We start from the raw sequence: 25291 nt of genomic DNA on the forward strand, positions 1-25291 counted from the left end.
AGCGGGGGGTGGGGTGGCGAGACGGGGAGGGGACGGGGGAGCGGCGGAAGGGGGTCAGACGGCCGGCCAGTCGAGGGCGATGTACTGCGTCTCCAGGAACGCCTCGATGCCCTCGCGCCCGCCCTCCCGGCCGATACCGGACTGCTTGACACCGCCGAACGGGGCGGCCGGGTCGGACAGCAGGCCCCGGTTGAGGCCCACCATGCCGGCCTCCAGACGTTCGGCCAGGCGCAGGGCCCGGGCCACGTCGCGGGAGTAGACGTACGAGGCGAGGCCGTGGACCGTCGCGTTGGCGCGGGCCAGCATCTCGTCCTCGTCGGTGAAGGTGGTCAGGGGCGCGACGGGTCCGAAGACCTCCTCATGGAGGATACGGGCGTCGTCGGGTACGCCGGTGAGGACCGTCGCCGGGTGGAAGTGGCCGGGGCCGTCGGGCACGGCACCCTGCGCGGCGATGCGGGCGCCGCGGGCGAGCGCGTCGTCGACCAGGGAGCGGATCTTGTCGACGGCGGCCTGGTTGATCATCGGGCCGAGGGTGACGCCCTCCTCCAGGCCGGGGCCGGTGCGCACGGCGGCCATGGCGGCCCCGAACTTCTCGGTGAACTCGGCGGCCACGGACTCGTGGACGTAGAACCGGTTGGCGGCGATGCAGACCTCCCCGCCGCCGCGCATCTTGGCGTCCATCGCGCCGCGTACGGCGGCATCGACGTCGGCGTCCGCGCAGACCACGAAGGGGGCGTTGCCGCCCAGTTCCATGGTGACGTTGACCACGTTCGCGGCGCACTGCTCCAGCAGCTTGCGGCCGGTGCCGGTGGAGCCGGTGAAGGAGAACTTGCGGACGCGTTCGTCACCGAGCCAGACGGAGACGACCTCGGGCGCGCGGTCGGTGGGCAGCACGTTCAGCAGGCCGTCGGGCAGCCCGGCCTCGGTCAGCAGCGCGGCGACCGCGAGGGCGGTCAGCGGGGTCTCCGGGGCGGGCTTGAGCAGGACGGGGCAGCCGGCGGCGAGCGCGGGCGCGATCTTGCGGGTGGCCATGGCGGCCGGGAAGTTCCAGGGGGTGACGAAGGCGGTGACACCGACCGGGTGCTTGCGCACGACGTGCCGGAAGCCGCCGGCCGGCGCGTCCCCGAACGAGGAGCCGATGCGGACGGCCTCCTCGGCGAACCAGCGGAAGAACTCGGCCGCGTAGCCGACCTCGGCGCTCGCGTCCCGGTAGGCCTTGCCGTTCTCCAGGACGATCAGCCGGGCGAGGGTGTCGGTGTGCTCGCGCATCAGTGTGAAGGCGCCGTGCAGGATCTCCGAGCGGCGGCGGGCGGGCGTGGCACGCCACCCGGCCGCCGCGTCCTCGGCCGCCGCGATCGCGGCGAGGGCGTCGCCCGGGCCGGCCGCCGACACCTCGCGCAGGAGCTCGCCGGTGGCCGGGTCGTATACGGGGTACGTCCGCTCGTCCTCGGCCGCACGCCAGGTGCCGCCGATGAGCACATCGCCCTCGGCGAGCGGCGCCTTGGCCAGGGTGTCGATGCCGGCGAGATTCATGAGCTGCTCTTTTCTCCGTTCCCGGACAGGGACCGTCCAGTTGCCGGCGAATGTACGAGCGCGTCACAGGGCCGACAAGGCCCCGCCACCGGATCGCAATGGGGGTTGCTGTCAGGGCAACCCGCGGGGCGAGCGGGGTTCAGGCCAGCCGCGCCCGCCGCGGCGGGGTTCGCCGCGGCTCCCAGCCGAGCAGCGCGGAGACCCGGGCCGCCGCCGCGGCCGTGGTACGTCCGGCCACGTCGAGACGGTCCCCGAGCCGGGACTTGGGTGCCGAGATGTTGAGCGCCGCGACGACCCGCCCGCGGAAGTCGCGCACCGGCGCGGAGACGCCGACGAGCCCCTCCTCGAACTCCTCGCTGACCCGCCCGTACCCCAGCCGCGCGGCTTCCTGGATGAGCGCCCACAGCTCGGGCACCGGCAGGTCGCCGCTCGTGCCGAAGCGGACGTACAGCTCGTCCGGCGTGGCGTCGGCCAGCAGCACGCGCCCCGCCGAGGTCTGCCAGGCGGGCACGCCACGCCCCTCCCAGCCGTGCACGCGGAAGGAGTGCCCGGAGACCGACAGCAGGGTGAGCACCTCGCGGTCCCGGAGCACACACAGGTGGCTGGTCTCCTCCAGATCCGCCGACAGCCGGTGCATGACCGGCTCGGCCATCCGCACCAGCCGGTTCTCCGATGTGCGGGCGACCAGCGAGAACAGCCGCCAGCCCAGCCGGTACTCCAGCGTGTCGGGGTCCCGCTCGACGATGCCCTCGGCGGCCAGCGCCTTCAGCGCCCGTGACACCTGCGTCTTCTCCCGGCCCACCAGCTGCGCGAGACGTACGACGCCCAGGCCGCCGGCGTTCTGCGCCTCGTCGGAGGCGAGCGCCTCCAGCAGGTCGATGTCCCGGCGGAGGCCGTGCCCGCGCGGGGCGGCCGAGGGGTCGGGGGTGCGCGGAGCGATGTGCGTCACATCCCTCATCCTAGGCGCCGCCCCCAGCGGAATCGCAGGTCATGCCGTGAGTTGTCAGGAGAGCAACCGGCATTGCGATTCCCTTGAGCACCTTGCGAGGGGGTGGTCGCGGACCTAGATTCGCCGCATCGGGCCGGATGAACTGCACCGAATGCGAGGTTCGTACCGCTGTCCCGACGTTCGTCTCCCCCCGCCACCCCGCCAAGGCCCAGGAGTCCCTCTGATGCCCTCCCCCTTCGCCCCGGCCGCGCTCATCGGCGAGTCCTTCGTCGGTGAGGGCGCGAACGCCGCGCACACGAACCTCGTGATCGGACGCAAGGGCGGCCCCGTGGAGACCGCGTGGGCGACCGCGCTGGCCACGCCGAGCGCCGGTCACGTGCCGTTCGTGACCGTCGTGCGCCCGTCGGTCCCGGTCAAGCCGCTGACGCTGTTCGTGTCCAAGGCCGCCGCGGAGGGCGAGCTGCACCAGCGCGCCACCTGGGGATCGGCCCAGGCGGGCCTGGCACAGGGCGTCGCGGACGCGGTCGAGGAGGGACTGCTGCCCGCCGAGGAGGCCGACGAGCTGCTGATCATCGCCGCGGTGTGGGTGAACCCGGCCGTCGACGACCTGGACGTCTCGTTCCGCAACCAGCGTGCCGCCGCGTACGGCGCGGTGCGCGCCGCCGTGACCGGCACCCCCACCGTCGCGGACGTCCAGGCCGCCGCGAAGGAGGGCCCGACCAACCCGTTCTACACCCCGAGCCCCGAGGTGCTCGCCCGATGAAGATCACCGACATCACCCTGGACCGGCTGCGCCTCGAGCTCGACCCGCCGTTCCGCGCCGCCTGGGACCCCGAGCCGCGCCGCCACTTCGACGCCACGATCGTCCGCGTCCACACCGACGAGGGCGTCACGGGCATCGGCTCCGGTGACCTGATGGACGGCTTCGACACCTACCGTCACCTGTTCATCGGCGAGGACCCGCTCGACATCACCCGGCACGTCAGGGCCATCGAGACCGCCAACTTCCACGGCGCCTTCTACTGGCCCCTGGAGGCGGCGCTGTGGGACCTGATCGGCAAGGTGCACGGCCGGCCGGTGTCGGAGCTGTTCGGCAACGCGGCCCGCAGGCTGCCCGCGTACGCCTCCTCCGGCGAGCTCAAGTCCCCCGAGGAGCGGGTCGCCACGGCGCTGCACGTCCGTGAGGCGGGCTTCCGCGCGATGAAGATCCGCATCGACCGGAACCGGGTCGACGAGGGCGTCGCGGCGGTGCGGGCCGTCCGCGAGGAGCTGGGCCCGGACTTCGAGATCATGGTCGACCTCAACCAGTCCTGGCGGATGGCCGGTGACACGGCGAACGCCTCCGACCTCGCCAAGACCCGCAAGACCATCGCGCGGCTCGCCGAGCTCGACGTGTTCTGGGTCGAGGAACCGCTGCCCTACGCCGACCTCGACGGCTTCAAGCGGCTGCGCGCCGAGAACCCGGGCGTGCGCATCGCGGCCGGCGAGATGCACCACTCCCCCACCGAGCTGCTGCGCTACCTCGAAGAGGACGCCCTCGACATCTACCAGATGGACGTCGTGCTCGCGATCGGCATGCACCGCGCCCGCACCCTCGCCGAACTGGCCCAGCTGAAACACCGTCAGTTCACCCCGCACAGCTGGACCAACGGCATCGGAGTGCTCGCCAACCTGCACGTCGCGGCCGGCGTCGGCGGCGGACCGTTCTTCGAGTTCCCCTACGACCCGCCCGGCTGGACCCCCGAACGCCGCGACTTCATGCTCGCCGAACCGGTGCGCGTCGACGCCGACGGCTGCCTCGAAGTACCCGACAAGCCCGGTCTCGGCATCGAACTGGACGAGGACGCGATCGACCGCTGGAGGATCAAGTGACGTACTCCATCGACGAGTTGCTGGCACGCTCGCACGACGACTGGCTGGCCGCGGCGGGCAAGCTCGCCTTCGAGACGCGGCTGTTCATCGACGGCGCCTTCACGGACGCCACCTCCGGCGACCGCATCCCCAGCGTCTCGCCGCGCGACGGATCGGTGCTGGCCGAGGTGCAGGCGGCCGGCGAGGCGGACGTGAACCGGGCGGTGCGCTGCGCGCGGGCCGCCTTCGAGGACGGCCGCTGGCGCGACCTCGCGCCCAAGGAGCGCAAGCGCGTCCTGCTGCGCTGGGCGGAGCTGATCCTCCGCGACGCCGAGGAACTGGCGCTGCTGGACACCCTGGAGATGGGCAAGCCCATCACCGAGTCGGTGCGCATCGACGTGGCCAAAGCCGCGGAGACGATCGCCTGGTACGCCGAGGCGATCGACAAGACGTACGACGAGGTGGCGCCGACCCCCGGCGACGCCCTGGCGCTGATCACCCGCGAGCCGCTGGGTGTCGTCGCCGCGGTCGTGCCGTGGAACTACGCGCTGCTGATCGCCAGCTGGAAGCTCGGCCCCGCCCTCGCGACGGGCAACAGCGTGGTCCTCAAGCCGGCCGAGCAGACGTCCCTGGCCGCCCTGCGGCTGGCCGCGCTCGCCACCGAGGCCGGGCTGCCGGACGGTGTTCTCAACGTCGTTCCCGGCCGGGGCGAGGTGACCGGGCAGGCGCTCGGCCGGCACCCGGACGTCGACAAGATCGCCTTCACCGGCTCGGCGGAGGTGGCCCGGCTCTTCCAGGTGTACGCGGGCGAGTCCAACGGCAAGCAGGTCGCCGTCGAGGCCGGCGGCAAGTCACCGCAGCTGGTGCTGCCCGACGCCGACCTCGAGGCCGCCGCGTCGGCCGTGGCCTGGGGCATCTTCTACAACGCCGGGCAGACCTGCAACGCGGGATCCCGGGTCGTCGTCCACGCCTCGGTCAAGGACGAACTCCTCGCCGCCGTACGGCGGATCACCGACGGGACCTTCCGGGTCGGCGACCCGCTCGACCCGGCCACCGTCATGGGCCCCATCGTCGACGAGACCCAACTCGGCAAGATCCTCGGCTACATCGAGCGCGGCCGGCAGGACGGGGCGACCGTACTGCTCGGCGGAGAGCGCACCCGCGTCGAGTCGGGCGGCAGCTTCGTCGAGCCGACGATCCTCGACGGCGTCGAGAACACCTCGGCGGTCGGACAGGAGGAGATCTTCGGTCCGGTGCTCGCCGTGGTGTCGTACGACGGCGACGTCGAGGAGGGCGTACGGCTCGCGAACGAGAGCGACTTCGGTCTGGTCGCCTCCGTGTGGACCCGTGACGTGACCGTGGCGCACCGCACGGCGAAACGGCTGCGGGCCGGCACCGTGTGGATCAACACCTTCGACGCGAGCGACGTCATCACCCCGTTCGGCGGCTTCAAGGCCACCGGCGCCGGACGGGACAAGTCGCTGCACGCGCTGGACGCCTACACGGCGCTCAAGACCACCTGGATCAACCTGGCCTGAACGGGCCCCCGCTCCACCCCCTCACCTTCCCTTACCTGCAAGACCTCTACAGAGCCGTAGCGAGGACACAATGAGGATCGGTTTCATCGGCCTGGGCAACATGGGACGCCACATGGCCCGCCACCTGATCCACGCGGGACACCAGGTCACCGTGCACGACACCCGGCCCGAGGCGGCCGCCGAGCACCTGGCGCTCGGCGCCCACTGGGCCGAGACCCCCGCGGCGTGCGCCGACGGCGCCGAACTGCTGATCACCATGCTGCCCAACCCGCGCATCGTCGAGGACGTGCTGCTGCGCGGCGGGGCCGCCGAGGCACTGCCCGAGGGCGCCCTCTGGATCGACATGTCGACCTCCACCCCGGCCGCCGCCGAGCGGGTCGCCGCCGAGGTGCTGGACCGGCGCGGGGTGCGCCGGCTGGACGCTCCGGTGAGCGGCATGGCGCGCGGCGCCGAGGCCGGGGCCCTGCAGATCTTCGTCGGCGGCGCCGTGGAGGACTTCCGCGGCGCGCTGCCCGCCCTGGAGGCGATGGGCGACCCGGAGCGGATCCTGCACGTCGGGCCGCTCGGCGCCGGGTACACCGTCAAGCTCATGATCAACCTGCTGTGGTTCAGCCACCTCGTCGCCACCTCCGAGGTGCTGGCGATGGGCGTCAAGGCCGGCGTCGACCTCGGTGTGCTGCGCAACGCGCTGCTCGCCAGCCCGGCCGCCTCCAACTTCCTCGAGAACGACGTGCTGTGCGTGCTCACCGACGGCGACTACGACGACTCGTTCGCGATGGCGCTCGCCTGCAAGGACCTGGGGCTCGCCGTCGACCTCGGCCGCGACATCGGCGTGTCCACGGAGCTGTCCGCGCTGGTCGAGCAGATCTACCGCCGCGCCAAGGCCCAGTACGGCGACCTGGCGGGCGAGATGAGCCCGGTCCGCCTCTACGAGGCGCTCGCCGGGCGGGAGTTCCGGCTGCCCGACCCGACGGCCGCGCCGGCCGGCGCGGTGGCCGGGGTCTGACGGCCCGCCGTATCCGCCCCCGCACGAAGAAGCCAGGAGCCGCACCCATGACCTTCCTCCACGGCCTCGCGCCGCTCAGCATCGAACCGACCTGCCGCATCGAGTTCGGCCCCGGCCGCATCGAACGCCTCCCCGAACTGGTCGCGTCGACGGGCCACACCCGTGCCTTCGTGGTCACCGACCGCGGCCTGCGCGCGGCCGGCATCGTCGACGGCGTCCTGAAGCTGCTCCACGCCGCCGGGATCGAGCACACCGTGTACGACGAGGTGGCCCCCAACCCCTCCACCGGCAACGTGGACGCGGGCGCCGCCCGGGCCCGTGCCTTCGGGCCGGCCGCGGTCGTCGCCCTCGGCGGCGGCTCGGTGCTCGACGCGGCCAAGGGCATCGCCCTGCTCGTCGGCAACCCGGATGCCGTGGCCGCCGACGCCGACCGGCTGTGGGAGGCGGCCGACGGACTGCCCCTGGTCGCCGTCCCGACCACGTCCGGGACCGGTGCCGAGACCAACGGCTTCGGCGTCATCGAGGACACCGTCGCCTGCCGCAAGGTCTATATCGGACACCCGTCCGTGAAGCCCGTCGTCGCCCTGCTCGACCCCGAACTGACCCTGGGCCTGCCCGCGCCCGCCACCGCGGCCACCGGCATCGACGCCCTGGTCCACGGCATCGAGTCGCTCGCCTCGCGCGGCGCCAGCCCGGTCTCCGCCGCCTACGCCACGCAGGCCGTGACGATGGTGAGCGCCGCGCTGCCGGCGGCGTACCGGGACGGCGCGGACCTCGACGCCCGCGCCGCGCTGATGATGGGCGCCCACCTCGCGGGCCAGGCGCTCACCCTGTCCGGACTCGGCTTGGTCCACGGCATCGGCCACGCCCTCACCGCCCACACCGGCACCCCGCACGGCGTCGCGCTCGCCGCCGTACTGGAGGAGGTCATGGAGTTCAGCGCCCCGGCCGCGCGGGACGCCTACGAACAGGTGGCCCGCGCCATGCGCCTCGCCCCGCCCGCCGACGGCGACTGGGCGCGGGCGGCGGTACAGGGCGTGCGCGAGATCGCCGGGGCCGTCGAGGTCAAGCGGCCCCTGCGCGAACTGGGCGCCGACCGCGACACATTGCGGTCCATCGCGGCCGGAGCGGTCGCGGACGCGGTGACGAAGAACGCTCCCCGGCTGCCGAGCGAGTCCGAGGTCATGGAGATCCTCACGCTGGCGTACTAGGGGCCCTAGGGGCCGCTCGTTCCGGCCACGCCGGGCTCGCGGGGCCCGGCACCGCTCCCCTACCGCCTGAGCGGCATGGGAGGTACCCCCCTCACCGGACCCCGCTCCATGGTCCGGTCCGATCCAGGCGAAGGACCCCGGGCCACCGGCCGCGGTGCCCGGACCGGCCGCACAGCGGCTCCGGTGCGGGCACCGGGGCCGGTGCGGGGCGCGGGGGTCAGCCGTCGCCGACGATCGCGCGGTAGTGGTCCAGGGTGGGCTTCGCGCCCCGGGTGAGGTCGGCGTGGTACAGGCCGTTGGCGTCCTGGCCGCCGAAAGCGTACGGCACGTAGAGCGTCGGGCACTGGGGATGCTCGTGCAGCTGCTGGTACGCCTGCCAGGCCGTGTCGAAGGCGGCGAGGTGCTCGCGCATCGCCGCGGTGTCGTAGGTGCCGCTGCCGTCGCCCTCGACGCCCTTGAGCATGACGGCCCAGGCGTGGTACACGACGGTGTAGAGCCGCAGGCCGTACTCGCTGGATATCCGCAGGTAGTCGCGGTCGGCGCGGTCGGGCAGGTGGATGCCGCGGGCGAGCCGGGCCACCTCCCGCCAGGTCTCGACGGCGTCCGCCTTCTCCCGGATCGCGGTGTCGGTCAGTCCCTCGCGCCGGATCCGTTCGAAGTCGGCCTTGAGCTGGCCGTCGGAGCCCCCGATGAACTGGTCCCGCATCCAGAAGGGGTTGGCCATCGTGAACAGCGCGGTGTACTTGCCGTGCAGGGTCCCCGTCGCGGACAGCAGCGCGAGCCTGCGGAACCGGTCCCGGTCGGCGCCCTTCAGCCCCGCTCTGCTCATCCAGTCGCCGAAGACCTCCTCCTCGGTGCGGTCCACGTCCCGCGCCCAGTGCGCGGCCACATAGGCGTTGAGGTCGCACCACATCTCGTTCGGGATGTACGGCCCGCGCCAGCCTCCGCCCCGCGACCAGGTCCACACGCCCTGGAAGTTGGGATGGTCCTTGATGGCGGCGAGGCCCTGGGGGCCGGTGTTCCCCTCGTACTCCTCGAAGCCGTCGATCACGCCGTTCAGGACGTAGTCGGGGACCGCGCCCTTGGCCTCGTACTCGCGCTGGCACTGCACCTCGACGATCTGCGGGTGCCGCCCCAGGGTGAGGGTGGGGTTGAACTTGTAGGTCCGCAGGAAGTCACCGGCCGTGTGCTTGACCGAGAAGACCAGGTTGGGGTGGGGCTCGATCCGGTCGGTGACGCTGAGGTAGTAGTCCGGGCTGGTGGTGAAGCCGTCGAAGCTCCACGTCCGGTAGAAGAGCAGCTTGTCGCGCTGGACGCACACCTCGTCACGCAGGATGTCGAGCAGGATCACGTGGCTGTCGGCGCCGCGGGTGACCGGGTTGTTGCCGCGGAAGTAGGGGACGCCGGGGAGGTAGGTCTCGCCGGTGCGGACGACCAGGCCGTCCAGGTCGGGGAAGCGGTCGAAGATCTCGGCCAGCATCACCCGGAGGATGGCCCGGGTCTGCGGGTAGTCGAGGTTGATCCGGCCCGACGAGTCGAGGATCTGGCTCGCGTACCGGTCGACGACCCGCTTGGGCAGGGTGATGATGTCGATGAAGTACAGCGCCTTGAGCCCGGCGGCCCGGATCTGGCGGATGCGGGCCTCGATGCGGCCGGCGTTGGTCTCCACCCACGTCCGTTCGTCGGAGCCCTGGGGAAGGATGTCCGCGGCGAGCGAGTCGTAGGTGATCGCGGCGCTCGGCGGATGCCATTCGCTGACGACCTGGGCGTTGTAGCCGTAGTCCCGCAGCCGCCGGGTGTCGTTGAAGGCGGTCAGGACCACGCCCTCGCCCGGGTTGCACATGACCGTGTCCAGGATCCACGGCAGCCGTCGGCCGCCTGCGTCACGCTCCCCGGCGGACGCGGTACCGGTCGCGAGCCCCGCGGTGGCCGCACCCGCTACGGCCGCCCCGCCGCCCGCGAGCACCTGTCTGCGGCTGTACCCCTGTCGCATCGTCTGTCCCTTCGGCTCGTCCCGCCGACAAAAATCCCATGTCTGCCAGTGTTTTCCACCCCACATGCCCCACCAATCGCATCAACTCCCAAGGATTGGCGGGATGTTTCCCGCGAGTACGCAGAGGGTCCCTGACGAAACGGGCAGGGCTCCCACAACGGAGCACACCGACCAACGCCCGAGGTGCGGACACTCCCCGCACGACGCGGGGCCGCCCGTTCGCCGACGCCGCGCCACGCGGCCGACAACCGTCAACGGCAACGTTGAAAATAGTCAACACTTCCGTTGATCGGATGCCGCCGGGGACCTAGTCTGCAGAGGTCGCGCCCCTGCCACGACTCCAGGACGGTCCAGTGAGCCACTACAAGAGCAACCTGCGGGACCTCGAGTTCAACCTGTTCGAGGTCTTCGGCCGCCAGGACGTGCTGGGCCGCGGCCCGTACGCCGAGATCGACGCGGACACGGCCCGGACCATGCTGGGAGAGCTCGCCCGGCTGGCCGAGCACGAGCTGGCCGAGTCGTTCGCCGACGCCGACCGCAATCCGCCCGTCCACGATCGCGCCACCGGCTCGGTGACCATGCCCGCATCGTTCGCGAAGAGCTACCGGGCCTACCTGGACGCGGGCTTCTGGAACGTCGACGTGCCCGACCGGCTCGGCGGCACGGTGGTCCCGCCGAGCCTGAGGTGGGCGATGAACGAGCTGGTACTGGGGGCCAATCCGGCCATCGCGATGTTCGCGGCCTCCTACTTCTTCGGCAAGCTCCTCCACCGGCTCGGCAACGAGCAGCAGCGGAGGATGGCCCGCTGGATCCTGGAGAAGGGCTGGCACTGCACGATGGTGCTGACCGAGGCCGACGCGGGCTCCGACGTCGGCGCCGGCCGCAGCAGGGCCACGCGCAACGCCGACGGGACCTGGAACATCACCGGGGTGAAACGGTTCATCACCTCCGGCGACTCCGACCTGGCCGACAACGTCGTGCACTTCGTGCTCGCCCGCCCCGAAGGCGGCGCACCCGGCACCAAGGGGCTGTCGCTGTTCATCGTTCCCAAGTTCCATGTCGACCTGGAGACCGGCGAGCTGACGGGACGCAACGGCGCCCACGTCACCAACCTCGAACACAAGATGGGTCTCAAGGCCTCTCCCACCTGCGAGATCACCTTCGGCGACCGGGAGCCGGCCGTCGGCACCCTGCTCGGCGACCGGCACGACGGCATCGCTCAGATGTTCCGCGTCATCGAGCACGCCCGGATGATGGTGGGCACCAAGGCGAGCTCGACGCTGTCCACCGCCTACCTCAACGCACTCGACTACGCCCGGCAGCGGGTCCAGGGCTCGGATCCGGCCGTCCCGGCCAAGGACGCACCGCGTGTCACCATCACCCACCACCCCGACGTCCGGCGCTCGCTGATGACGCAGAAGGCGTACGCCGAGGGTCTGCGCGCCCTCGTCGTCTACACCGCGACGCAGCAGGACCTCGTCGACCAGGCGCTCCTGGAGTCCGGCGGCGGGCGACCGCAGGAGGGAAGCGCCGCCGAGACGGCCGACCGGGTGAACGACCTCCTGCTCCCGATCGTCAAGGGCGTCGGCTCGGAACGGGCCTGGGTGCTCCTCGGCCAGGAGTCGCTGCAGGTCCTGGGCGGCTCCGGTTTCCTCCAGGACCACCCGATCGAGCAGTACGTCCGCGACGCCAAGATCGACACCCTCTACGAGGGCACCACCGCGATCCAGGGCCAGGACTTCTTCTTCCGCAAGATCGTCAAGGACGGGTCCCGGGCGCTGACCCACCTCACCGCGCAGATCGAGGAGTTCGCCGCCCGCGAGGACGGCACCGGGTTCCTGCGGGCCGAGCGCGAGCTGCTGCGCGAGGGGCTGCGGGACGTGCTGGGCATCCTCGGCTTCATGACCGACGAGCTGGCGAAGTCCGACCCGCGGCGTGACGCGGCCAACGACCCGCGCAACGTGTACAAGGTCGGCCAGAACACCACACGGCTGCTGTTCGCGGCCGGCGACCTCGTCATCGGCTGGCTGCTGCTGCGCCAGGCGGAGGTCGCGCGGCGGGCACTGCTCGGCGACGTCGGCACCGGGGACAGGCACTTCTACGAGGGCAAGATCGCCGCGGCGTCCTTCTACGCCCGCACCGTACTGCCCCGGCTGGCCGCCGAGCGGGTGATCGCCCAGACGACCGACAACTCGCTCATGGACCTGGACGAGGCGTCCTTCTGACCCGGCCGGGCACCCGAACGGCGAGGGCCGCCCCGGCCGGGGCGGCCCTCACGTCATCAGCCGGGCGAGGTGTTCATTCCGCCGCCGGCCGCGCCTCACGGAACATCTCGTACGCCGGGTCCCGTTCGCCCAGGTCGCCGCGGAGCCACTCCGGGGGGCTGGGCAGCCGCGGCGCGTCGCCGGCGGCGTGCTCCCAGTCGAGGATCACCAGCCGGTGGGCGATCCGCCAGTCACCCTCGCGCCGCTCGAACCGGTCGGCGTACCGCAGCCCCTGCAGGACCGGGGCGTCGCCGGTGACCTGGGCGCGATGGAGCGCGAACGTCTCCACCCGGGCGGTGTCGCCCTCCAGCACGATGTAGGGCGTTCCCATCAGGTGATACGTACTGTCCAGCTTGCGGGCGAGCCGGTGGAAGTAGTCGATGAGGCCGTCGAGTCCGCCCTTGTAACGGCCGTGGTCGTCATAGGCGTCCTGGTGGTAACAGTCCCGGACCAGCTCGAAGTCACGCCGGTCCACGGCGTGCGCGTACTGGGCGATCCTGTTCTGGATGGCGAGCCGGCTCGCCAGTTCGTCGAGGTCGTGCACGGGGCCGTCCTACTCTCTCGTCGGTCCGTGGGTGTTCTCGGGTCGGCGTTCGATGCCGCGCAGGAAGACGGCTGCGAACTCCCGTGCGATCCGATCGGGCTCGACGGCACCGGGCCGGTACCACCGGTGCGTCCAGTTGATCATGCCCCAGAGCGCGTGGGCGACGAGGTCGGGGTCGAGGTCGGGGCGGAAGACCCCTTCGGTGACGCCGTCCTTGATCAGGTCGAGCAGCGCCTCCTCGAACTCGCGGGTCTGCTTGAGCATGGTCTTGGCCCACAGGTCCTTGCGGCTGCCTATGCGGGTCATGTCCTCCTGGATGTAGACGAAGACCTGGGGGTAGTTGTCGTGGAACGACACCAGCGCGTTGTGGATGAGGCGCTCTATCCGCTCGGACGACGACAGACCGGAGCCGCGCAGCCCCTGGATCATCTCCAGGTTGCGGCTGGTGACCCCGGCGACCGCCTCCTGGAGGATCTCGTCCTTGCTCGGGAAGTAGTAGTACAGCGAGGCACGGTCGATCCCGACGGACTCGGCGATGTCGGCGAGTGTCGTCGCGCCGAAGCCCTTCTGCTTGAAGAGGTGCGTGGCAGCGGCGACCACCTGAGCGCGCTTCTCCAGGTAGGCGGCGTTCCCCTCCTTGCGTGCGAGCGCACGGCGTCGGGCGATATTGCTCTCGGACATACGTCTCCTGACCGGCCTGTACGGGACGCCAACTCTAGTGGCCCCCGCCCGGGCGGTCCGCGGGATTCCGACGGGCGCCCGGCGCGGGGGATGCGGGCCGGCCGGGCGCCCCTTTCGGCAGTGCGGGGCCGTGCCGGTCACCGCGGGTCGGCGGGCACCCAGGGGACGGTCATGCCGACCCTTCGGCGGTGTCCCGCACCGGGCGGAACTTGGGCAGGGTCACCTGGTCCGTGACGTCGTCGAACACGACCTCCACCGGCATCCCCACCCGCAGCTCGTCCGGGTCGCAGTCGACGATGTTGCTGACGATGTGCACCCCGTCGGCGTCGGGGAGCTCGACGATCACCACCACGATCGGATACCGCTCGGCCGGCCACGAGTACATGGGGACCGAGCGGGGTTCGTAGCCGCGCACCACGGTGAAGGTGTGCACGGTGCCCCGGCCCGAGACCCGGGTCCACCGCGACCGGGTCGAGCGGCAGGAGGGGCACATGAGCTGCGGCGGGAACCGGAACGCGGCGCAGTCGGCGCACTGCTGGATCCGCAGCTCGTGCGCGCGCGCCGCCTCGTAGAACTCCCTGGCCCCCTCGGCGTAGAAGCGGGGAAGGGGACGGTCGTAGGTGCCGGTCATCGGGAACCTCCGCGGTCGGTGCCGAGGATCACGGCGCTGGTGGGCGTGGGAACGGAGCTGGTGACCAGGCACAGCTCGGCGTCGTCGACCTGGCTGGTCGAGGTGGAGCGGATCTGCTTGGCCCCCTCGATGACGTGGTTGAAACCATGGATCGACGCCTCCGCCAGCATGCCGCCGCTGGTGGTGATCGGAAGCGCGCCTCCCAGTTCGACGTTGCCGTTCTCGACGAAGGAACCCCCCTCGCCCTTGGCGCAGAATCCGTAGTCCTCCAGTTGCAGCAGGACGTTGACGGTCGCGCAGTCGTAGATCTGGGCGACGTCGATGTCGGCGGGTGAGACACCGGCCATGCCGAAGACCTTGGGCGCCACGTAGTGGGCCGGCGACACCGTCGGGTCGTCCTTGAAGAGGTGCATCTCCCAGTTGAGCGACGGGTCCGGACCGAGGCCGGCCGCCGCCCCGAGGATGACCACGGGCCTGTGCCGCCCGTCGCGGGCCTGCTCCACGGAGCTGACGATGACGGCGGCCGCCCCCTCGCAGTCGCTGAGGGTGACGTCGTCCACGACCAGGCGCCCCGAGACCGGGTTGGCGCGGGCGTGGTCCTCCAGTGTCAGCGGCACGTCCCGCAGGATCGCGTTGGGGTTGCGGTTGGCGGCCTTGCGGATCGCCACCGCGATCGCGCCGAGCTGCTCGGTGGTGGTGCCGTACTTCGCACGGTGGGTCTCGTAGGTCAGCGCGTACGTGTCCATCATCGACAGCCACCCGTAGGGCCGCATGAAATCGGCGACGCCTCCCTGCATGGCCCACACGGTGGCGGAGTTCCGCTTGGCGAAGTGGGTCATGTCGCTGAGCGTGAAGGCCCGGTAGACCACCACGTTCCTGGCGAGCCCGGAGTGGACGGCGGCGGCCGCGGCCCCGACCGCCGCCGCGCCGGACCCGCCGTAGTACGGGATCTCCACGGAGAAGGACAGGTCCTTCATGCCGAGGTTCTGGTGCAGGATCTGGTCGTTGGCCGAGCCGTCGATCGAGTAGCGCACGATGCCGTCGATGTCCTCGACGGCGATGCCGGCGTCGTCGGCGGCCTTCTGGACGGCCTCCAGGGCGAGGGCGAGGGGGTTGCGTGTGGCACCCGACGCGAAGCGGGTCTCGCCCAGGCCGGTGATGGCCGCACGGCCGGAGAGGGTCATCGGTTCGCCCCGTTCTCGTCGCTGTTGCGGCCGACCAGGATCTTCTGCACGTAGGAGGCGCACACCTCGTCGCGCTGGTTGCGCACCTCGCAGGCGTAGGTGATGACGCCGCGCCCGTTGCTCTTGGGTTCCAGGCCGACGACCTCGCCCTCCCAGTGGATGGTGTCGCCGATCAGCGTGGGGTTCTTCATCCGGATCTCGTCCATGGCCAGGAACGCGATGAAGCTCTTGGGGGCGAAGACGTTCGGGCCCATCCACATGCACATGGAGCCGCCGAGGCTCATGGTGAGCATGCCGTGGGCGATGCGCTGCCCGAAGCCGCTCTTCTCGGCGTATTCCTTGTCGACGTGGATCGGGTGCCAGTCACCCGTGATCATCGCGAAGTTGACCACGTCCGACTCGGTGATGGTGCGGGCCGGGCTGACCAGCCGCTCACCGATCGTGTAGTCCTCGAAGGAGTCGCGTTCCTGCACGGTGCCGTCCGTTCTCATGGGTGTGCGAGGGGGGTCGGTTCGAGAGGGTGGGTCAGTAGGATTTCGGCAGCCCGAGGCGTTCGCCGATGAGGTTCTTCACCGCGTTGTTGGTGACGGGTGCGAAGGTGTAGCGGCCGTCCCGCAGGTAGTAGCTCATGTTGAACTCCAGGGTGTGGCTGTAGCCGCCGAGGACGTCCATGCACTCGTTGACCACCCAGATGCAGGTCTCCGAGGCCAGTAGCTTGGCGCCGGACGACTCCATCTCGGCGGGCTTGCCCTCGGTCTGCAGCCACGCGGCGCGGTAGACCAGCTGGCGCACCGCCTGGATCCGGACCCAGATCTCGGCGAGCTTGTGCTGGACGGCCTGGAACTGGCCGATCGGGCGGTTGAACGCGGTCCGTGTCTTCGCGTACTCCAGGGCCTCGTCGAAAGCGGCCTGCGCGATGCCCAGGGCCATCGTGGCGGCACCGATGCGCTCGTCGTTGAGCACGCCGAACAGGGCGTAGAGGCCCTTGTCGACCTCACCGAGGATCGCGTCGCCGGGCACCCGGACGTCGTCGAAGACCACGTTGTTGGCGCCGGTGGTGCGCTGCGCGAAGAGCGGTATCGGGGTGATCGTGAGGCCCGGCGCGTCGGTGGGCACCAGGAACATCGTCACGCCGTGGCTGCCGCGCTTGTCGAATCCGCCGGTCCGGACCACGGCGATGACGTAGTCGGCGATGTGCGCACCGGTGGTGAAGATCTTGGCGCCGTTGATCACCCAGCTGCCGTCCTCGTCCTGCTTCGCACGGGTGCGCATGGCGCCGAGGACGTCGGTCCCGCCGTCCGGTTCGGTGAGGGACAGACCCACGAAGCTGGTTCCCGCCATCAGTCCCGGCAGGATCTTCTCCTGCTGCGCGGGCGTGCCGAGTTCGACCAGCGAGCGCACCCCGAAGCACATGGTGGTGAAGTAGGCCATCGCCGGGCCGCCCATCACCCGGGCGGCCTCCTCCAGGCACAGCATCGCGTCCAGGCTGGTACCACCGGCGCCGCCGAGTTCCTCGGGCGCGAGGATGCTGAGGTAGCCGTGGTCGCCCAGTGCCCGCATCGCCTCCCACGGCCACTCGGCGTTGTCCTCCAGTTCGCGGAAGTGCGAGCCGCTGAACTTTCCCCGCAGAACGTCCCGCACGCCGGCGACCATCGCCTTCTGCTCCTCGGAGATGTCGAAATCCATGAAGTGTCCTCACTCGGTGGGGTCGTGTGCCCGGGTCTCAACGGCGGGCGGCGTCGGACGCCTCGATCTCGCGCAGCGCGCGGCTGCGCAGGGCCTTCTTGTCGAGCTTCCCGGTCGGGGCGACGATCCAGTCGTCCTCGCCGACGATGACGAAGCGCTTGGGGATCTTGTAGCCGGCCAGTCTGCCGCGGCAGAAGTCGCGCAGTTCCTGCTCGGTGACCCGGACGCCGGCGCGGAGCTCGACCATCGCGGTGACCGCTTCCCCCCACTTCGGGTCCGGGATGCCGAAGACCTGGGCCATCCGCACGTAGGGGGTCTCGGTCTGCAGGAAGAGCTCGACCTCGCGGGCGGAGACGTTCTCGCCCCCGGTCTTCACGACGTCCTTGAGCCGGCCCCGGTAGTAGGTGTAGCCGGCGTCGTCGACGTAGCCGAGGTCACCGGTGTGGAAGTAGCCCTCGTCGTCGAAGGCCCGCGCGGTCACCTCGGGCATCTTGTAGTAGCCCTTGAACAGGCCGGGACCCTTGAGGCAGATCTCGCCGGTCCGGCCGGTCGGCACCCGTTCGCCGGAGGCGGGATCGACGATCTTCTGGAGCAGTCCCTCCGTGGGACGGCCGTGCGAGTGCTTCATCCGCTCACGGTCGAAGCGGTCCCGGTAGGGGAACAGGTTGGAGACGTACTCCGAGCAGCCGTAGATGTTGCCGTGGTGCTCGAAGCCCAGCTCGGCGATCTCGTCGAAGGTGGCGGGATCACTGCCGATCAGTGCCCGGGTCAGCGAGCTGATGTCGAAGTCGGCCAGGTCCGGATGGCGCCGCATCATCAGGTAGTGCACGTCGAAGCCCCAGGTGACGGTGATCTTCTCGCGCTGGATGAGCTCCAGCGCGGTCCGGGGCTCGAACCAGTCCAGCAGCACCTGGGAGCCGCCGCGCAGCAGTGGCATGAAGAAGAGCAGCTGGCCGGAGACGTGGTAGGTGGTGCCGTAGTTGAGCAAGCGGTCCCCGGGGCCGAATTCCGCCGCGTCGGCGAAGTTGGCGCAGTTGGCCAGGAAGCTGTTCTGCGAGTGCACCACCGGTTTGGGGGTGCCGGTGGAGCCCGATGTCGGCAGGCACAGCACGGGTGCCTCGGGGTCGACGGTCTCCGACAGGCGCAGCAGCGCGTCACGGTCGTACCCCCGGCCGGCCGCCTTGACGTCCGCGAAGCTCCGCGCGTAGGGGCGGCCGGAGGAGGCGCCGACCGTGACGACGCCGCGCAGCGTGGGAGCGTCGGCGAGCCGGAGCTCCCCGAAGGATCCGGCGGCCAGCTCCGGCAGGGCTTCCTCCAGTCCGGCGACGATCCGGTTGCCGCGGAACTCCTCGACGGTGATCAGCAGGTCCGGATCGGTCAGCTGGAAGGACTGCACCAGCTCACGAGGGGTCCAGCTCAGGTTCAGCGGGATGAGGACCGCCTGGAGCCGGTGCAGGGCGAGCACCACGGTGGCGAGCTCCTCGGAGCCGCTGACCAGGGCCGCCACCCGGCTGCCGGGACCGACGCCGATCGTCTGGAGGCCGGCCGTCAGTTCGAGGACCGCGTCCTGCAGCTCGCGATAGGTGAGGCGCCGGTCCCCGACGACGAGGGCCTCACGGCCGGGGTGGCAGCGGCACGTGTGGTCGAGGACTCCCGCAAGGCTCTGGCCGAACCACTCATAGAACATGGGAAACCTGCTCATTCCTGGTGAGGAGCGATCGACGGCTCCGTCGTCAACGTTGACGTTGATTCAGTGTGCGCACACACGGAGACAAGCGTCAACACTTGCGTTGATTACGGGGTGCCCGGCCATCGGCCCCGCCCTCACCTCCGGCTGCCCGGCCGGCGACGTGCCGGGGGCCCGGGAACCGCCCGCGTCGTCGGATCACCATCAACGCAACCGTTGACGCACGGAAAGAGACGTGACGACAATCTGCGGAATCCCCCCGCCAAGCTCCTGTTCGACGCTTCGGAGGTCCTACGCCCATGCGTGAAGCAGTCATCGTCGCCACCGCCCGCTCTCCGATCGGCCGGGCGTTCAAGGGCTCACTCGCCCGGATCCGGCCGGACGACCTGGCCGCCCAGGTCGTCCGCGCGGCCCTCGACAAGGTGCCGGCCCTGGACCCGGCCGACATCGAGGACCTGATGCTGGGGTGCGGGCTGCCGGGCGGAGAGTCCGGCTTCAACATGGCACGCGTGGTCTCCCTGCTCATGGGCATGGATCACCTGCCCGGTACCACGGTCAACCGCTACTGTTCCTCCAGCCTGCAGTCCACCCGCATGGCACTGCACGCCATCCGGGCGGGTGAGGGGGACGTGTTCGTCTCCGCCGGAGTCGAGACCGTCAGCCGCTCGGTCAAGGGCCACAGCGACAACCTGCCCGACACCCGGAATCCGGCCTTCTCCGCCGCTGCCGCGCGCACCGCCGACCGGATGGCCGCCGGACAGCCGTGGAGCGACCCGCGGGAGGCGGGCGAGCTGCCGGACGCCTACATCGCCATGGGGCTGACGGCGGAGAACGTGGCCCGGCGCAACGGCGTCAGCCGCGCCGACCAGGACGAGTTCGCGCTGCGCAGCCAGCACCTCACCGAGAAGGCGCAGGCCGACGGGTTCTGGCACCGCGACCTGATTCCGGTGACCCTTCCCGGCGGAGAGGTGGCCGATACCGACGACAGTCCCCGCCGCGGTGTGACCATGGAGTCGCTCGGCGCCCTCGACCCGGTGTTCGTCGCCGGCGGATCGGTGACGGCGGGCAACGCCTGTCCGCTCAACGACGGCGCCGCCGCCCTGGTGATCATGTCGGACACCAAGGCCGCCGAACTGGGACTGACACCGCTGGCGCGTATCGTCTCCACCGCGGTCAGCGGCCTGTCCCCCGAGATCATGGGGCTCGGCCCGGTGGAGGCCTCGCGCCGGGCGGTGGAGCGGGCCGGTCTCGCCCTCTCCGACATCGACCTGGTCGAGATCAACGAGGCCTTCGCGGCCCAGGTCATCGCCTCGGCGCGGGAGCTCGGCCTCGCCCCCGAACGGCTCAACGTCCACGGTGGCGCCATCGCCATGGGCCACCCGTTCGGCATGACCGGCGCCCGGATCACCTCCACGCTGATCAACGGGCTGCAGGTGACGGACAAGCAGTTCGGCCTGGAGACGATGTGCGTGGGCGGCGGTCAGGGCATGGCCATGGTCATCGAGCGACTCTCCTGACGTGCGGCGTCCACGCAGGACACCCCCGGGAAAACCTTCCCCGCGAGCCCGCCGCCTCGGCGTCCGCGCCCACCGTCGGGCTGCGCCAGGCACCGGCCGCCGCCGCCTCCGGCCCTGCCGGGTCCCCTTCATCCGGTCCGCCGGGGCCTGTCGTACCCCGCCCGCACCACCATCGATACCGCTTCCCTTCATCCCGAGGAGTGCATGGTGCCGTCCCACCACAGCCTGGTAGAAGGCGTCGAGACCTGGGCGGACCGCACCCCTGGTGCGACCGCCGTCATCGAGGATGACCGGAAGGTCACCTACACCCAGTTGCGCGACCGCTCGCGTACGGTCGCCGGCGCGCTGGCCGCGCTCGGCGTCGAGCAGGGCGACCGGATCGGCTACGTGGGCAGGAACTCGGTCGAGCAGATCGAGCTGACCGCCGGAGCCGGCATGCTGGGGGCCGTCGTGGTCCCGGTCAACTGGCGGCTCAGCGTCCGCGAGACCCACGCGCTGATCGAGCACATGGACGCGACCGTCGTCGTGGTCCAGTCCGAGCTGCTCGGACTGGCCCGCGCGGCCCTCGAGAACGCCGACCGTGTGGAAGACGTGATCGTGATCGGCGGCTCCGCCACGCACGGCGAGCTCGGCTACGACGAGTGGAAGGCTTCGGCCGCCCCTCTGGCACCCGAGCGCTTCGCCGTCCTGCAGGACACCGACGTGGCGGCCCAGCTCTACACCTCCGGAACGAGCGGCATCCCCAAGGGGGTCATGCTGAGCTGCGCCGGACTGCGGGCCACCGTCCGCCTGGTCGCCGGGGTGTGGAAGCTCGATCCGGGCGCCGTGCTGCTGCCGGCCCTCCCCTGGTTCCACGTCGGCGGCATCGGCGCCGTCGCCGGCGCCCTGTCGGCGGGCATCTCCATCGTCGTCCAGAACGAGATCTCGGGAGACCACCTGCTGCGCGCCATCGAGCGGAACCGCGTCACCTCGACGGTGGTGGCGCCGATCATGATCCAGTGGCTCTGCGCCCACCCGGCCGCAAGGACCACCGACCTGTCCTCGCTCAGGCTCGTCGCCTACGGCGGCTCCCCCATCTCCTCATCCGTGCTGCACGCGGTCCTCGACCTCCTGCCGCAGGCAGACCTCGCCCAGATCTACGGCCTGACCGAGGCCTGGGGGACCGTGACGCTTCTCGACGGCGCCGCCCACCACGACAGCGGGCATCCCGAGCGCCTTCAGTCGGCCGGGCGTCCCGTCGCCGGCCTGACGGTCCGGCTGGTCGACCCGCTCACCGGTGAGGAGGCGAAGCGGGGCGAGGTCGGTGAGATCTGGGTCAAGTACATCGGCAACATGATCGGGTACTACAAACAGCCCGAGCTCACCGCGGAGGTCCTCACCGCGGACGGTTTCCTGCGTACCAACGACCTCGGCCGGCTGGACGAGGACGGATACCTGTTCCTGTCCGACCGGGTCGGGGACATGATCGTCTCCGGTGGCGAGAACATCTTCCCCTCCGAGCTGGAGGAGGTGATCGCCGGTCACCCGGACGTGGCGGAGGTCGCTGTCGTGGGCGTCGCGCACCCCACATGGGGCGAGACCCCCAAGGCCTACGTGGTACCGGTGGAGGGCACCGCACCGGAACCGCAGCAGGTGATCGATTACGCCCGCCAGAACCTGGCCCGCTACAAGTGCCCGACCTCGGTGGAGATGGTGGCGGCCCTGCCCCGCAACCCGTCCGGCAAGCTGCTGCGCCGGGTGCTGCGCGACCGCGCGGCGGACGCGGCCGGCACGACGTCCGACTGAGGCCGTGACACGAGGTGCCGCCCGGCGCCGGCCAGGCGGTCTCCGGTCCGCCCGGCCGTCGCGGCCGGCTCCCTGTCTCCCGCCCGACCCCCGCACACCATGAGAGGACTCCTCCGTGACCACCACACCCGACCGTGAACCCCGCCCCGTCGCCTTCGTGACCGGCGGCACCGGCGGAATCGGCGCGGCCACGTGCCGTGCGCTCGCGCGCGACGGCCACGACGTCGCCTTCACGTATCACTCCAACACGGCCAAGGCGCGGCAGCTGGTCACCGAACTCGAGGCCGCCGGGGCGGTCGCGCGAGCGCAGCGAACGGACCTCACGGACACCGACGCGGTGAAGACGTTCGTCGGGCAGGTCGATGACGAGCTCGGCCCGGTCAAGACGGTGGTGCACGCCAGTGGTCCGTTCGTGGACCAGATCTACATCAGCGCGCTGGAGCCCAAGAAATTCGCCTCGCACGTCGACGCGGAGCTCAACGCGTTCTTCAACGTGGTGCACGCGACGCTGCCGCTGTTGCGCCGGACGGCGGGCTCCCTCACCGCGGTCACGAGCATCGCGGTCCGCCGCTTCCCGGTGAAGGACATCTTGTCCGGCGCTCCCAAGGGCGGCATCGAGGTCCTCGTACGGGGGGTCGCCCGCGAGGAGGGCAAGTTCGGCGTCCGCGCCAACGCGGTGGGGCCGGGTGTCGTCGAGGACGCGATGGGTGTGGCACTGATGGAGAGCGGCGCCTTCGACCCGGCGTCGATCGAAATCACCAAACGGCTCACACCGCTGCAGCGCTTCGGCCTCTCCCACGAGATCGCCGAGGTGGTGGCTTTCCTGGCATCCGAGCGCGCGAGCTATGTCAGCGGCCAGACCATCGACGTCGACGGCGGCTACTCCGCCTGAGCCGATACCGGGACGGCCGTACCAGGGCGAAACATCCCCTGTCTGCCGACAGAGAAAAGGAATGAAAACGCACACAGTGACTTCGATCTGCACAATCCATCGGCCATTCATCCATGCACGGGGATTGACTTCCGTCTCTGCCGGATGACATCCATAGGTCGGAGTTCTCGGCTCCACCGTTCCGCAGGATCCACCAGCCCCCCACCACAGTGGCCGTCAGATCGGAAGTGAACAGGTGTCAGGAGGACTGCCCCGCAGGAGGTTCATCGGCGCCGCGGGCGCCGCCGTGGCCGCTACGGCGCTGCCCGTCGCCGCGGGCATCGGCTTACCCGGCCCGGCGTTCGCCGCCGCACCACAGGACGGTCTGAGCAGGCTGGTCGACCTGCGCTTCGGGATGTTCAACCACTTCAACCTCGGCACCTTCACCGACGAGGAGTGGGCGGCACCGCACCAGGATCCCGCGCTGTTCGCCCCGACGGGCGTCGACTGCGCCCAGTGGGCGGCGGCGGCAGCGGCGGCGAAGATGGGGTACGGCGTCCTGACGACGAAGCACCACGACGGATTCTGTCTGTGGCCGACCGCATACAACAAGCAGAACGTCGCATACAGCTCCTACCCGCAGGACGTCGTCGCCCAGTACGTCACCGCGTTCCGGGCGCGAGGCCTCAAGGTCGGCCTCTACTTCTCGATCTGGGACCGCACCCACGGCGTCGAGGCCTACGACACCCGCCACGGCGTCGGCAGCGCCGAGGCCATCCAGCCCGCGGACCTGACCTACGTCCTGGGCCAGATCACGGAACTGCTGACGGGCTACGGCACCATCGACCTGTTCGTCACGGACGGGTACGCCTGGCAGATGGGCCAGCAGGCGGTGTCGTACCAACGCGTCCGCGAGCACGTGAAGTCGCTGCAGCCGGACATCGTCATGATCGACATCGGCGGGCTGTCCGTGCCGTTCCTCGGCGACGCCATCTTCTTCGAGGAACCCCTCGGCGTCACCGCCCCCGCGGGCAACACCTACGCCGGGCTGCAGGGGCAGACGATCAGCGACGGCTGGTTCTGGCATCCCAGTACGCCGGCCGCGGACCCGATGAGCAAGGCCTCCATCCTGTCCCATCTGGCCGACCTGGAGCCCAAGTACACCTCGTTCATCCTGAACTGCCCGCCCAACCGCGACGGCGTGCTGGACACCAACATCGTCAACCGGCTCGCCGAGGTCGGTGCCGCCTGGAGCCCGGACCCCTCCCGGGCCCCGCTGCCCCCGCAGCCGCCGCGGGTCGAGCACCCCGTCACCCCCGTCAGCGCCTACGCCACCGGATTCCACACGGGTGAAGGCCCGCTGAACGCCATCGACGGGCTCAGCGACAAGAGCGTCGAGACGTGCTGGTCGACCTGGAGCCTGCCGCTCCCCCAGTCGATCACGATCGACCTGGGCGGAGTGTGGAGCGACGTCTCCGCCCTCGAGTACCTGCCCAAGCAGTGGAACCGCACCGGCTCCACGGACGGCGACATCACGTCGTACACGATCTCCACCAGCACCGACGGCACCACCTTCACCCAGGTCGCGGCCGGCACCTGGGCCGGCGACCGCAGTCTGAAAACGGCTGAGTGGCCCGCCGGGAACGTGGGCTTCGTACGGATCCGGGTCGACGCGGCCACCGGCGGCTACGCCAACATCGGCGGGGTCAGGATCGGCGGCCGCAGCGCCGGACCGGCGCTGGTGTCCACCGCACTGCCCGGTGACGGCACCGTGTACCGGCTGGTCGCCCGGCACAGCGGCAAGGTCGCCGACGTGGCCTCCTCGGGCACCGCCGACGGCACCGACGTCGTGCAGTGGACGTGGCACGGCGGGGCGAACCAGAAGTGGACCTTCGTGCCCACCGGCGACGGCTACTACAAGATCCGCAGCGTGAGCAGCGGCAAGCTGCTGGAGGTCGCCGGGCTGTCCCGGGCCGACGCGGGGAACGTCGCCACATGGGCGGACGCCGACGCGCCCCAGCAGCACTGGGCGGTGACCCCCACCGGCGACGGCCACCACCTGCTCGTCAACCGTCTCAGCGGCCTGTCGCTCGACGTCAGCGGCGGCTCCACGGACGACGGTGCCGGCATCGACCAGTGGACGTACCTCGCGGCTCCGCAGCAGCAGTGGCGGATCGTGCCGTCCTGACCCGGGCGGCCCGCCCGCGACCGGGGGCGGGCACGGCAGACCGGGGGCGGGTGTCAGGCCCCGCCCCCGGAGCCCGACGGCCGGCCGGGTGGCCCCGGCCGGCTCGTCAGACCGTCAGGTGCGCGCCGAGCCGCAGGTCGGCGATGCTGCGGCCGGTCTCGACGGTGTAGTC

Annotated in this window: 20 protein-coding genes; 10 read left to right on the plus strand and 10 right to left on the minus strand. The window is 70.9% G+C overall.

Going from position 1 to position 25291, the window contains the following annotated elements:
• Positions 1–54 precede the first annotated feature (54 nt).
• Both ABZX30_RS26665 and ABZX30_RS26670 read right to left on the minus strand, forming a co-directional pair.
• Positions 55–1533, minus strand: a complete 1479-nt coding sequence (locus tag ABZX30_RS26665) for an NAD-dependent succinate-semialdehyde dehydrogenase (RefSeq protein ID WP_355937765.1) — start codon at positions 1531–1533, stop codon at positions 55–57.
• A gap of 139 nt (positions 1534–1672) precedes the next feature.
• Positions 1673–2482, minus strand: coding sequence for an IclR family transcriptional regulator (locus tag ABZX30_RS26670; RefSeq protein WP_355937767.1), 810 nt, complete (start codon positions 2480–2482; stop codon positions 1673–1675).
• 223 nt (positions 2483–2705) lie between these two features.
• Here ABZX30_RS26670 and fae point away from each other — a divergent pair, with 223 nt between their 5' ends.
• The 5 genes from fae (at position 2706) to ABZX30_RS26695 (ending at position 8088) form a co-directional block, all read left to right on the plus strand.
• A complete protein-coding gene (gene fae, locus ABZX30_RS26675) occupies positions 2706–3245 on the plus strand; it encodes a formaldehyde-activating enzyme (RefSeq protein ID WP_355937768.1) in 540 nt (179 codons plus the stop codon).
• Positions 3242–4354 carry a mandelate racemase/muconate lactonizing enzyme family protein gene (locus ABZX30_RS26680; protein WP_355937770.1) on the plus strand — a complete coding sequence of 371 codons (1113 nt, stop codon included), beginning with the start codon at positions 3242–3244 and terminating at the stop codon, positions 4352–4354. Before fae ends, ABZX30_RS26680 begins: the two co-directional genes overlap by 4 nt.
• Positions 4351–5871, plus strand: coding sequence for an aldehyde dehydrogenase (locus ABZX30_RS26685; protein WP_355937772.1), 1521 nt, complete (start codon positions 4351–4353; stop codon positions 5869–5871). The genes ABZX30_RS26680 and ABZX30_RS26685 overlap by 4 nt, the downstream gene beginning before the upstream one ends.
• 70 nt (positions 5872–5941) lie before the next feature.
• Positions 5942–6877 carry an NAD(P)-dependent oxidoreductase gene (locus tag ABZX30_RS26690; RefSeq protein ID WP_355937774.1) on the plus strand — a complete coding sequence of 312 codons (936 nt, stop codon included), beginning with the start codon at positions 5942–5944 and terminating at the stop codon, positions 6875–6877.
• Positions 6878–6924: 47 nt separating this feature from the next.
• Positions 6925–8088 carry an iron-containing alcohol dehydrogenase gene (locus tag ABZX30_RS26695; RefSeq protein ID WP_355937776.1) on the plus strand — a complete coding sequence of 388 codons (1164 nt, stop codon included), beginning with the start codon at positions 6925–6927 and terminating at the stop codon, positions 8086–8088.
• Positions 8089–8305: 217 nt separating this feature from the next.
• On the opposite strand, the gene ABZX30_RS26700 is transcribed toward ABZX30_RS26695, so the two are convergent.
• Entirely contained in the window at positions 8306–10081 is a 1776-nt protein-coding gene (locus tag ABZX30_RS26700; protein WP_355937778.1) for a hypothetical protein, read from the minus strand.
• Positions 10082–10434: 353 nt separating this feature from the next.
• On the opposite strand from ABZX30_RS26700, the gene ABZX30_RS26705 reads away from it, so the two are divergent.
• Positions 10435–12306 (plus strand): acyl-CoA dehydrogenase, encoded by a 1872-nt coding sequence (locus ABZX30_RS26705; protein WP_355937779.1) that lies wholly within the window; start codon positions 10435–10437, stop codon positions 12304–12306.
• A gap of 73 nt (positions 12307–12379) precedes the next feature.
• Here ABZX30_RS26705 and ABZX30_RS26710 read toward each other — a convergent pair whose 3' ends face one another.
• The 7 genes from ABZX30_RS26710 to ABZX30_RS26740 all read right to left on the minus strand — a co-directional run bounded on the left by ABZX30_RS26710 (position 12380) and on the right by ABZX30_RS26740 (position 18758).
• Positions 12380–12889 carry a nuclear transport factor 2 family protein gene (locus ABZX30_RS26710; protein WP_355937781.1) on the minus strand — a complete coding sequence of 170 codons (510 nt, stop codon included), beginning with the start codon at positions 12887–12889 and terminating at the stop codon, positions 12380–12382.
• Between the two features lie 9 nt (positions 12890–12898).
• Positions 12899–13570, minus strand: coding sequence for a TetR/AcrR family transcriptional regulator (locus ABZX30_RS26715; protein WP_355937782.1), 672 nt, complete (start codon positions 13568–13570; stop codon positions 12899–12901).
• Between the two features lie 169 nt (positions 13571–13739).
• The gene (locus ABZX30_RS26720) at positions 13740–14201 is read right to left on the minus strand and encodes an OB-fold domain-containing protein (protein ID WP_355937784.1); all 462 of its coding nucleotides are present in this window, start codon (positions 14199–14201) and stop codon (positions 13740–13742) included.
• On the minus strand, positions 14198–15385 hold the full coding sequence (locus ABZX30_RS26725; protein WP_355937786.1) for a lipid-transfer protein: 1188 nt from the start codon (positions 15383–15385) through the stop codon (positions 14198–14200). The genes ABZX30_RS26720 and ABZX30_RS26725 overlap by 4 nt, the downstream gene beginning before the upstream one ends.
• Positions 15382–15876, minus strand: coding sequence for a MaoC/PaaZ C-terminal domain-containing protein (locus tag ABZX30_RS26730; protein WP_355937788.1), 495 nt, complete (start codon positions 15874–15876; stop codon positions 15382–15384). Before ABZX30_RS26730 ends, ABZX30_RS26725 begins: the two co-directional genes overlap by 4 nt.
• Before the next feature lie 34 nt (positions 15877–15910).
• Complete coding sequence (locus ABZX30_RS26735; RefSeq protein WP_355937790.1) at positions 15911–17071, minus strand: acyl-CoA dehydrogenase family protein; 1161 nt, start codon at positions 17069–17071, stop codon at positions 15911–15913.
• Positions 17072–17108: 37 nt separating this feature from the next.
• Positions 17109–18758 (minus strand): class I adenylate-forming enzyme family protein, encoded by a 1650-nt coding sequence (locus ABZX30_RS26740; RefSeq protein ID WP_355937792.1) that lies wholly within the window; start codon positions 18756–18758, stop codon positions 17109–17111.
• 299 nt (positions 18759–19057) lie between these two features.
• Between ABZX30_RS26740 and ABZX30_RS26745 the strand changes: the two genes are divergently transcribed.
• From ABZX30_RS26745 to ABZX30_RS26760, 4 genes are all read left to right on the plus strand, one after another.
• Complete coding sequence (locus ABZX30_RS26745; protein WP_355937794.1) at positions 19058–20275, plus strand: acetyl-CoA C-acetyltransferase; 1218 nt, start codon at positions 19058–19060, stop codon at positions 20273–20275.
• Positions 20276–20479: 204 nt separating this feature from the next.
• Positions 20480–22060, plus strand: coding sequence for an AMP-binding protein (locus ABZX30_RS26750; protein WP_355937796.1), 1581 nt, complete (start codon positions 20480–20482; stop codon positions 22058–22060).
• Between the two features lie 115 nt (positions 22061–22175).
• Positions 22176–22952 carry an SDR family oxidoreductase gene (locus ABZX30_RS26755; protein ID WP_355937798.1) on the plus strand — a complete coding sequence of 259 codons (777 nt, stop codon included), beginning with the start codon at positions 22176–22178 and terminating at the stop codon, positions 22950–22952.
• A gap of 235 nt (positions 22953–23187) precedes the next feature.
• Positions 23188–25119 carry an RICIN domain-containing protein gene (locus tag ABZX30_RS26760; RefSeq protein ID WP_355937800.1) on the plus strand — a complete coding sequence of 644 codons (1932 nt, stop codon included), beginning with the start codon at positions 23188–23190 and terminating at the stop codon, positions 25117–25119.
• Positions 25120–25291 lie beyond the last annotated feature (172 nt).

The sequence above is a fragment of the Streptomyces sp. NPDC004542 genome, from assembly GCF_040610035.1.
GTDB lineage: Bacteria > Actinomycetota > Actinomycetes > Streptomycetales > Streptomycetaceae > Streptomyces.